The following is an 8,647-nucleotide window of genomic DNA, read 5'->3' as shown; positions in this document are numbered from 1 at the left end:
GGCAGCAGGTAGAGCCCCGAGAGGAAGAAGGTCATGCTCGCGCCGTGCTCCTTGGCGAGGTCCAGGAAGCGCGGGAAGAGCCCGTTGCCGACCTCACCGGCGCCGTCCCAGGAGAAGATGACGAACTGCGGCGGGGTCTGGCCCGGCTGCAGCGGCTCCGGCTTGGCCGGCTGGTGCGGCTGCTTGCCCGTGAACGACGTGGAGCCGTCCCCGATCGGCCGCCGGTACTGGCGCGACTCATCATCCTCGCCGGAACGGCCATAGCCGGGATGGCCGTAGCCGGGATGGCCCGCAGGTTCTGTCCGGCCTGATGTCTTGGATGTACTGCAGCCCCCCAACTCACACCATGCCGCGGCTCCCGCGCCAAGGCCGAGCAGTCTTCTTCGAGTGATATCGCACATTTATTCTCGTCTGCTACATCGACGCACGGTCTCCTAACCAGAGGGCACGACGGATGCAGGTGTGACGCACAGAAGGCATAAGTGCACCATTTCGGGCTGCAGCATGTTCGCCCCCACGGATCGCGCCAGTCCGGGGAGCAGCGCCGCGGGGCACAGCACTGCCACTGGGCCAGCCTGAACATGCCACTCCATCAGGTCCATCAACTAACCGTTCGGCGAAGGATATTGACTGATCGTTAGCGGCATCTACGCAGGGCTCATGGGTGATTTGACGGCCGAGTGACACCTGTTACGTTTTCGTAATGCGCGATGGTCATATAACCTGCGGTTGTCTGCTCGGGGCCCACTCCCCTGGCGACGATGCCGCTGGACGGCAGGGTCGTGCGCTGGCCAACGCCCTGGCTTTTGGCGGATGCAATGCCTGCGTGTGCGTACTTCCCGGTCGAAGTAGCCGTGCGGAAAAGGGCTGACATCCGAGGAGCTGCACGAACCGCCAGGAACGTCCAATGCGGAATTGACTGTTCCCACTCAACCAGATGGAGGAAAAGTGACGGCACGTCACAAGAAGCCGAAAGAGCTGACCCCTATGCAGAAGCGAGCACTGAGGGCCGGTGCAATGGCCCCCGTTTCCGCCGGTTTCCTCTTAGCGGCCGCGACGGGAGCATTCGCCGACGGCTGCCCCGCATCGCGGACACAGCAGTCGGCACAGACAACCCAGCAGAACCAACAGGGCACGCAGATCAGCTCGAGCTCCACTAACCCCTCGGGCCAGCAGGAATGGCACGGCCGGCAGGGCGACTGGCAGGGCGACTGGCGGCTCGACGACAACGGACACTGGCAAGGACAGTGGACGCCCGTAAAGGGTGGGCAGACTCCTGGCACACCCACCACCGATGCGTCGAACCGACGGGAGTGGCACGGCCGGCAGGGTGACTGGCAGGGCGACTGGCGGCTCGACGACAACGGACACTGGCAAGGACAGTGGACGCCCGTAAAGAAGACGGACACCGCACCGCAGGGTAACCAGCAGCACGCGACGCCCACCAACACCACACCACAGGGTAACCAGCAGCATCACGCAGCGCCCACCAACGCCACCGTGGAACGCATACTCCAGCTCGTCAACAAGGAGCGGGCGGCAGCCGGCCTCCACCCGCTGACCCTCAACTCGCGGCTTAGTAAAGCCGCTCAGGCCCACTCAAACGAAATGGCTCGCACAAGCCTGTACTCCCACACCGGCCCCGACGGCTCGTCGCCCGGTGACCGCATCCAGAAGTCGGGCTACAGCTGGTCCATGTGGGCCGAGAACATACATCACAGGCAGGGTAGCCCCGAGACCATCATGGCCGACTGGATGCACAGTCCGGGTCACCGGGCGAACATCCTCAACCCCAGGCTCCGGGAAATAGGAATCGGAGTGGACTCCGGCGGTACCTACTGGACTCAGGACTTCGGCACCAGCAACTGAGGTTCCGCGAACTTCGCAAGTCCGCTGTAGCGCTGCACCGCGTGAGCGCGCCTTTCCGGCGCGCAGGACACGGCGCAGTCGCGACCCAGTCTGTACTTGCGGCGATATGAGACGGTCCCTCCCTGGAGGTTGTGGGGGAGGGACCGTTTCCGTGGTGCCGGCCCGACCCTCGACGATCCAGCGCCACCCTGACGAGCCGAAGTCAGTAGAGATCTCTAGGGGCCGTACCGACTCATCGATAAGCATCGGTCAGGCGGTCGCGGCCGAAGCGACCGCAGGTATGCATGGACGACCGTCCTGTGACGGCGGATGGCTACGGTTTGATCCCCACACCCGTCCACAGGCTGACCTGAGCATCCCTGGGCCGCTCTGCCTCGGTAGCATCTTCGCCCGGAGGGTCGGGGCGCCAGCGGTGGCCCACCGTGATGCCAGGGTCAAGCAGTTCCAGACCGTCGAAGAAGCGGGCGACGTCGTCGCGAGAGCGGAACTGCACTGGTGTTCCCGCGTTGGTGTAGATGTCGGTGACTTTCTGCCAGGTGGATGGATCGAAGTCAGGCGTGCAGTGGCTCAGCGCCAGGGCGCTGCCGGAGGGCAGGGCGTCGAGCAGACGGTTGACGATCCCGTACGGGTCCTGCTCGTCGGTGACGAAGTGCATCAGGGCGTTGAGGGACAGGGCCACCGGCTCGTTCACATTCAACACTTCTGAGAGCAACGGAGCGTTCAGCAGAGACTCCGGCTCGTTGACGTCAGCCTCGATGTATGTCGTGCGGCCCTGGGGCGTGCTGCGCATCAGGCGCTCGGCGTACTTCAGAACGAGGGGATCGTTGTCGGCGTAGACGACCTTGGCGTCAGGAACCACGGCCTGGGCCACCTGGTGCAGGTTCGGCTCGGTCGGGATGCCGGTGCCGATGTCCAGCCACTGACGGATGCCGTATTCCCGCGCGAGGACTCGAGTCGCCCGGTGCATGAAAGACCGGTTCTCTTGGGCACACATGAAGATACCGGGATAGGCCGCCGCGACGGCCTCGGCCGCCTGCTTGTCGACCTCGAAGTGATCCTTGCCGCCAAGGTAGTAGTCGTACATGCGTGCGGAATGGGGCCTGCTGGTGTCGATGTCCCGCGGGGCCGGAATGCTCATCATGTTCCCTTCAGTAGAGGTGTTGGCGTGCAGGGCGGGGTACGTCGGTCTCGGACGGCGCGATTCCTCCCGGGGCGAGCTGAAGTTCAGCCGGCCGTGAGGTGATCGGCAAGGCCTCTTTTGACTCCTTCGATGAACGCGCCGATCTCCTCTGGTGTGTAGATCAGCGCAGGTCCCGTTGGATCGGTCGACTGACGCAAGGCGATGCGGCCGTCGGCGAGTTGCTTCGCCTCCACGCACTGCCCACCATTGGGGCCGCTCCACGGGCACTCCCAGCCGTGCTCACCAAGGTCCGTTGCGGGCATGCCGTTGTAGACACTGCCGCGAGTGATGGTCATGAGTACTCCTTGCGCATGCGGTGCAACAGCGCCCTGCTGTCCACGGACGAGGTCAGCAGCGACATCCGGTTGTGTGCCTCCAGATGCGCGGCGACGTCCGAACGCTGGTCCAGGTACATGGAGGCGGTCAGGATCTCGCTGTAGACGACGTCGGGCAGCTCCGGCTCCCCGAACCGGAAATAGGTGAAGGGGGCACACGCGCCGACAGGGGCACCCGCGGAGAAGGGGACAATGTCGATACTGACGTGTTCCAGCTCCGAAACGTCGAGGAGCCGGTCGATCTGGGCCCGCATCACCTCCGCTCCACCGACGACGCGATGCAGGACGGCCTCCTCCATCACCACCCACAATGTGGGGGCGTCCTCTCTCTCCAGCAGTTGCTGTCGGCGCAGCCGCAGCTGGATGCGTCGCTCCAAGTCTTCCTCGGACTCATTCGGAAAGCCACCGCGCAGGACTGCACGCGCGTACGCGTACGTCTGGACGAGCCCCGGGACGTAGTGCGGCTCATAGGTGCGCAGAGTTCTGGCGCCGGTCTCCAGGCTGACGTAGGCGGAGAACCAGCTGGGCAGCACATCGCGGTAGTCCTGCCACCAGCCGGGCTCGTTGGCCCGCTCGGCCAGGGCGACGAACTCGTCGATCTCCTGCCGATCGGCTCCATAGGTCTCCAGCAGCCTCTCCACGTACAGGGGTTTGAGAGCGACCTCGGCCTTTTCCAGGCGACGGATGGTCAGCGGCTTCACCCTCAGGACTCTGGCAGCGTCCTCTAACGATGCGTCAGCGCTTTGCCGCCTCTCCCGCAGGCGCCGACCGAGGATCATCCGAAGAACTGTAGGCGCACTGTTTCCCGCCGCCGAGCGACCCTCGTTCACACGACCAACCTTTCTGACTGAGCGTCATCACAGCGAGTGTGACGGCGACTTGCCGATGACGCCAACCGGATATCGCCTTGCTGAAATTATCAGGGAAGCGGTTGCAGCATGAAGTCGGCTGCGAGCATAGTTACGTGCGTGAGCGATCCCAGCCGCACATTCACCCTCATCAATGATCCGCTATCCCGACAGAGTTGATGTGGCAAACGTTCGATAAACGCAGACGAATTCGAACGCACCTGTCGGGAATGCCATTGCCGCGACTACGCAGCCTCGCGGCCCGGCCTCGGATGGAAGGCAACCGCCGTGTCCCCCCATACGACTCACCAGCTCTTGGACACCATGAGACCGGACCGGGCTCACTGGCTCGACTTGACGGCAGGACGGGCCAGTGTGGGAGCGGCCCGCCGCAGCGTCGGTGAACAACTTGACGCGTGGCGCCTGCCCGCAGAGCTGTGCGCGGACGCCGCCCTGCTCATGTCCGAGCTGGCCACCAATGCCGTGCTGCACACTCTGAGCGCACGGATCCTCTGCGGTATGGGACTCATGGCCGACGGTTTCCTCCACATCGAGGTCCATGACGACGATCCTGTGGTGCGCCACCTGTCCCGGAGCAGGCCCGGACCGGACGACGAGACCGGTCGGGGGCTGGTCATCGTGCAGGAGATCGCGGACAGATGGGGAATCGAGCGGTCGGCGCGCACCAGGGGAAACGCGGTGTGGGCGAACCTACGGACCACACCCTGATGGCTTTCGGGGGTTGATCGCGCGGTCGTCCCCCTCACGGGAGGCGGGGGCGACCAGCGAAAGCCCAACGCGCCCACTCCGAGGACCTGCGCCCTGGCCGGGAGCACCTTCTGCCACCGCGTCACCCAGGTGGGCAGAAGGTGCTGGCCTGGTCGCCGTGGAGGTATGCCGGTCGATCAAGCTGCCGTGCGCCGACCGGTCAACTGGTTGCAGCAGGTCCCCGATCGTGTCCGCGCTACCTTGTGCCCCTGGCGGGGGAGCTCGGCCGCGAGGGTCTTGGCCGACTTCACCGTCCAGCGCAGCGGCGACATCGGATCGCCGCGCCCGTCAGATTCCGTGCCACCAGCGCCAGCAGCGCGGGCCGCAGACCCAGATCAAGGTCGGCGGCCTGCTTGCGGCCAGCCACCAGCCTGAGTACCCGGCTCAGGTTCGCCCCTCCCGGCCCGTGCATGGTGCCGATGCGCAGCTCGGCAACGGCGCCACCACCCACAGGCAACACGCAGTGGCGAGCCGGTCCGGCTACGCCTACCGAGCCGGCCGTACCAGCCGCACGCGGTTGCTGTCGGTCTCCGCCACGATGAGGCTTCCGCCGGGGGCCCGGGCGAGCGCCCTCGGCAGGCGCAGCTGCGCTCCGAGGACGGGCCGCCCTCCACCTCGTGGCCGGGCGGGCCGCCGGCCCGTGTACAGCACACCGCCGGCGGTACGGACGCAGATGCGTTCGTTCAGCGAGTCGTCGGTGCAGGCTCTCTGTTTTCCCGAAACTGCCGCAAAGTGACAGGTAGCTCTCTGTAGCGGATCGGGCGTACTTGTCGGCGTTTTCGATCTTCTGGGCTCACCGTGGGCCGAGCTCGGCGACGTTGGTCCGGTCGTGACGACCGCAAGGTCGGCCTCCCGGCGGCCCGTAGTACCGCGTCGAAGACCGCCTCACCGGCGAGGTCCCCGTCCACCAGCCGGGCGCGGAACGCCGTCAGTACGGAGAAGTCAAGCCTGGTGTCGGGGTGTCGGTGAGTTCCAAGAGCGCTCTGACATGCCGTCATGGGAGGTTCCGAGCGGGTCGACAGCGTGTCGGGCCGAAGGTTGCCGTGGGCGGTGCTCCCTCCGCGACCGTCGATATCCGGCTTCACCCCCGAGTGCTTGGGGACATCATGACAACCGAGGAGAACGTATCGCCCCTGGAAGGAGGCCCGACAGCGGGATGCAGGAGGTGCCGCTGGTATTCGGTGTCCACGAGACGCCAGTGTCCTCCTTCGGGCGCAGCGAGATCAGATGAGCATGCCCGGCGCACCCCACGGCGAGACTAGCTTGCAGCCGTAGTCCTTGCCCACCTCCTTGATCCAGGCCGCCTTCACCTCGCAGTACGCCTCGCCGATGGTGTCGATGGGATCAGGAAGCAGGGCTCCGACAAAGTGGCCGATCAGCGGAGAGTACTCGCTGACCTTGTTCACGACCTGGGCGTCCAGGTGGATCTCAAAGCCCCACCACTTCGTGTCGACGGACTGGTCGTGGCGTAGGCGGGCTCTGGACGTTGACCGCACGCTTCGAAGCCCGGCCTTAAGCCGTGCCCCTCGGTCACTCCCAGGTCCCGCGTATGACCACTGTCAAGGGGCACGGACGCCGAAGGCGGGTGTGCGGCGGTGAGACGAATGTGCCCAGGGCCACTCCACCAGGAGACCGAACATGCTCCTGACTTGTTGAATCGCTCACCGATAGCGTGCCGCCGTCGGCCGGCACCCGCGCGGCACTCCCATGCTTGTCTCAGCGAGTGCGAGGCCAGCCCGTGATCCTTATCGGTGTCGATCCTCACAAGTCGTCCCACACCGCCGTCACTGTCGACGCCGCAGGCCACCACGTGGCCCAGCGCGGGTTCGTCGTCAACGTCGGCACCTTCCGCCAGCTGATGCGCTGGTGCGAGCAGTGGCCCGAGCGCCGCTTTCGCCGTCGAAGGCGCCCGCGGCCTGGGCCGAACCGTTGTCCAGCAGCTGGCCGCCGCGGGCGAGAACGTGCCCTCCACCCTCTCTGCCCGGGCCCTGCTGCTGGCCACCGGTGGCGACCGCAAGACCGACGCCAACGACGTCCGCCACGTCGCCCAAGCCGCCCTGTTCAGTGAGGACTTGCGGCCTGTCGAGCCGGAGGACCAGACCACGATCCTGCGGCTCCTGACCGAACGGCACGACGACCTGGTCCACGAACGCACCCGCGTCCTGAACCGACTCCACGCCGTCCTGCGCGACCTCCTGCCCGGAGGTCCCCCCACCACGGGGCTGTCCGCCGACAAGGCCGCTGCCGCTATGAAGGGCATCCGCCCCCTGACCGCCACCGATGCCTACCGCCGGGACATAGCCCGCGACCTGCTCGCCGACCTGCGTCGCCTGGACCGGCAGGTCAAGGACAACGAAGTCGAGATGCGCGACGCCCTCGCCGCGACCCACACCACACTCACCACCTGCCGGGTCTGGGCACCGTCCTGGCTGCCAAGGTCATCGGTCACGTTGGCGACGTCAGCCGCTTCCCCACCGAGCACCACTTCGCCAGCTACACCGGCAGCGCGCCCATGGACGCCTCCAGCGGCAACAATGCCCGCCATCGGCTCAACACCGGCGGCAACCGCGTGCCTGCGCAAGACCGCAGACCGAAAGACGCCCGCGGAGGCCCGCCGAGCCCTGAAACGACGGCTGTCCAACGTGGTCTACCGGATCATGAAACGCGATCAACCGAACCACCTCGCTCAGGCCGCTTGACACACAGAGGCCCTACCGGTGAGGGGTGGCGTGGAGTGGATGTTGGTTAACACTTGTTCGTCCTGATCCTGGTCGGGCTTGTGGCAACGTGGCCGACCCCGACGCCCCGCCGCCATCCTTCGACGTGGTATGGCGACTACCGCAGCGCCAAAGGCAGGGAGTCGGGGTGGACCCTCGCGCTGACCGTCCACCCCGTTGATGCCCCGACCGCGCACCCCTGCGATACAGACGGGGCACCATCAGTAGAACGGCCAGTTGGCCCGCAACGGAAGCCATCTCAGCTGCCGCAGACGTGAGCGTGTTGAATCCTGGACCGACCCGGGACATTCTGGCAGCCTCTGCCCGGCTCCCACCTGCGCGAACGTCTCGTTCTTCCGGAGATGCGCGAGGACTAGCAGAGCCTGCTTGAAGCAACCGAGCCTGCACCACGCAGAGTTCAGTTCACGCCTTCGAGCGTAGATGAGCCATGAGACGTACTCAACCAGCTCGTCCGGGATGTCGAGCATGGAAGGATACGGAACCAACGAAGCCCGTCGGCCGATGGCCGTGTTGAGTGAGATCACCACAACCAACGACGAGGGGCTTCACCACGTCACCACCCCGCTTACCAGGCCATACAACCCTCCAGAGGCAAGACGAAAGAGGTTCAGTAGGTGCCGCGCTGGACCGGCTACAAGCCACGCCATACCGCGCAACGCACCATCGCATCGTGCCACCGAATGCGGTCAAGCTATCCCCGACGGCCGCACGGATCACCGAGCCGGCGGCATATTTCCCGTTCGAAGACTCCAGGTCGGACAGGCCCCAGTGCCTACTGACCTTGAATGCGTGGTGTCGTCATGGTGGCTAGCGCCGGAGGCCGGTGCCGGTGAGGCAGCCGTCGAGGGTGTCGGGGCGGTACTGGAGCCGGCGGAGACCCCGCCGGACGGCGGTGATCAGGTCGTCCGG

At 65.8% G+C, this 8,647-nt stretch carries 7 protein-coding genes and 5 pseudogenes; 4 read left to right on the top strand and 8 right to left on the bottom strand.

Annotated elements, in window-relative coordinates; genetic code table 11:
* A pseudogene (locus ABZ624_RS41300) lies at window positions 1-401 on the bottom strand (hypothetical protein); the annotation flags it as partial.
* A gap of 547 nt (window positions 402-948) precedes the next feature.
* On the opposite strand from ABZ624_RS41300, the gene ABZ624_RS41295 reads away from it, so the two are divergent.
* Complete coding sequence (locus tag ABZ624_RS41295) at window positions 949-1,869, top strand: CAP domain-containing protein (protein ID WP_360100602.1); 921 nt, start codon at window positions 949-951, stop codon at window positions 1,867-1,869.
* 313 nt (window positions 1,870-2,182) lie between these two features.
* Here ABZ624_RS41295 and ABZ624_RS41290 read toward each other — a convergent pair whose 3' ends face one another.
* From ABZ624_RS41290 to ABZ624_RS41280, 3 genes are all read right to left on the bottom strand, one after another.
* Window positions 2,183-3,010, bottom strand: coding sequence for an SAM-dependent methyltransferase (locus ABZ624_RS41290; protein ID WP_360100599.1), 828 nt, complete (start codon window positions 3,008-3,010; stop codon window positions 2,183-2,185).
* A gap of 83 nt (window positions 3,011-3,093) precedes the next feature.
* Window positions 3,094-3,345, bottom strand: coding sequence for a DUF397 domain-containing protein (locus ABZ624_RS41285; RefSeq protein WP_360100596.1), 252 nt, complete (start codon window positions 3,343-3,345; stop codon window positions 3,094-3,096).
* Window positions 3,342-4,214 (bottom strand): helix-turn-helix transcriptional regulator, encoded by an 873-nt coding sequence (locus ABZ624_RS41280; RefSeq protein WP_360100593.1) that lies wholly within the window; start codon window positions 4,212-4,214, stop codon window positions 3,342-3,344. Before ABZ624_RS41280 ends, ABZ624_RS41285 begins: the two co-directional genes overlap by 4 nt.
* A 393-nt stretch (window positions 4,215-4,607) precedes the next feature.
* Here ABZ624_RS41280 and ABZ624_RS41275 point away from each other — a divergent pair, with 393 nt between their 5' ends.
* Window positions 4,608-4,961 (top strand): ATP-binding protein, encoded by a 354-nt coding sequence (locus tag ABZ624_RS41275; RefSeq protein WP_360100590.1) that lies wholly within the window; start codon window positions 4,608-4,610, stop codon window positions 4,959-4,961.
* A gap of 207 nt (window positions 4,962-5,168) precedes the next feature.
* On the opposite strand, the pseudogene ABZ624_RS41270 reads toward ABZ624_RS41275, so the two are convergent.
* Together ABZ624_RS41270 and ABZ624_RS41265 are read right to left on the bottom strand one after the other, a co-directional pair.
* Window positions 5,169-5,361: pseudogene (locus ABZ624_RS41270) on the bottom strand (ISAzo13 family transposase); the annotation flags it as partial.
* Window positions 5,362-6,223: 862 nt separating this feature from the next.
* A complete protein-coding gene (locus tag ABZ624_RS41265; protein ID WP_360100587.1) occupies window positions 6,224-6,496 on the bottom strand; it encodes a hypothetical protein in 273 nt (90 codons plus the stop codon).
* Between the two features lie 465 nt (window positions 6,497-6,961).
* Here ABZ624_RS41265 and ABZ624_RS41260 point away from each other — a divergent pair.
* Both ABZ624_RS41260 and ABZ624_RS41255 read left to right on the top strand, forming a co-directional pair.
* A pseudogene (locus tag ABZ624_RS41260) lies at window positions 6,962-7,141 on the top strand (IS110 family transposase); the annotation flags it as partial.
* A 263-nt stretch (window positions 7,142-7,404) separates the two neighbouring features.
* Complete coding sequence (locus ABZ624_RS41255) at window positions 7,405-7,749, top strand: transposase (RefSeq protein WP_360100605.1); 345 nt, start codon at window positions 7,405-7,407, stop codon at window positions 7,747-7,749.
* 291 nt (window positions 7,750-8,040) lie between these two features.
* Here the strand turns inward: ABZ624_RS41255 and ABZ624_RS41250 are convergent.
* Window positions 8,041-8,205 (bottom strand): annotated as a pseudogene (locus tag ABZ624_RS41250) (IS5/IS1182 family transposase); the annotation flags it as partial.
* A 340-nt stretch (window positions 8,206-8,545) separates the two neighbouring features.
* Window positions 8,546-8,647, bottom strand: a pseudogene (locus tag ABZ624_RS41245) (DDE endonuclease); the annotation flags it as partial.

The organism is Streptomyces sp. NPDC007205, assembly GCF_040634095.1.
Lineage (GTDB): Bacteria > Actinomycetota > Actinomycetes > Streptomycetales > Streptomycetaceae > Streptomyces.
The sequence above is the reverse complement of the archived record's forward strand: the minus strand, read 5'-3'. Positions and strand labels throughout refer to the sequence as shown.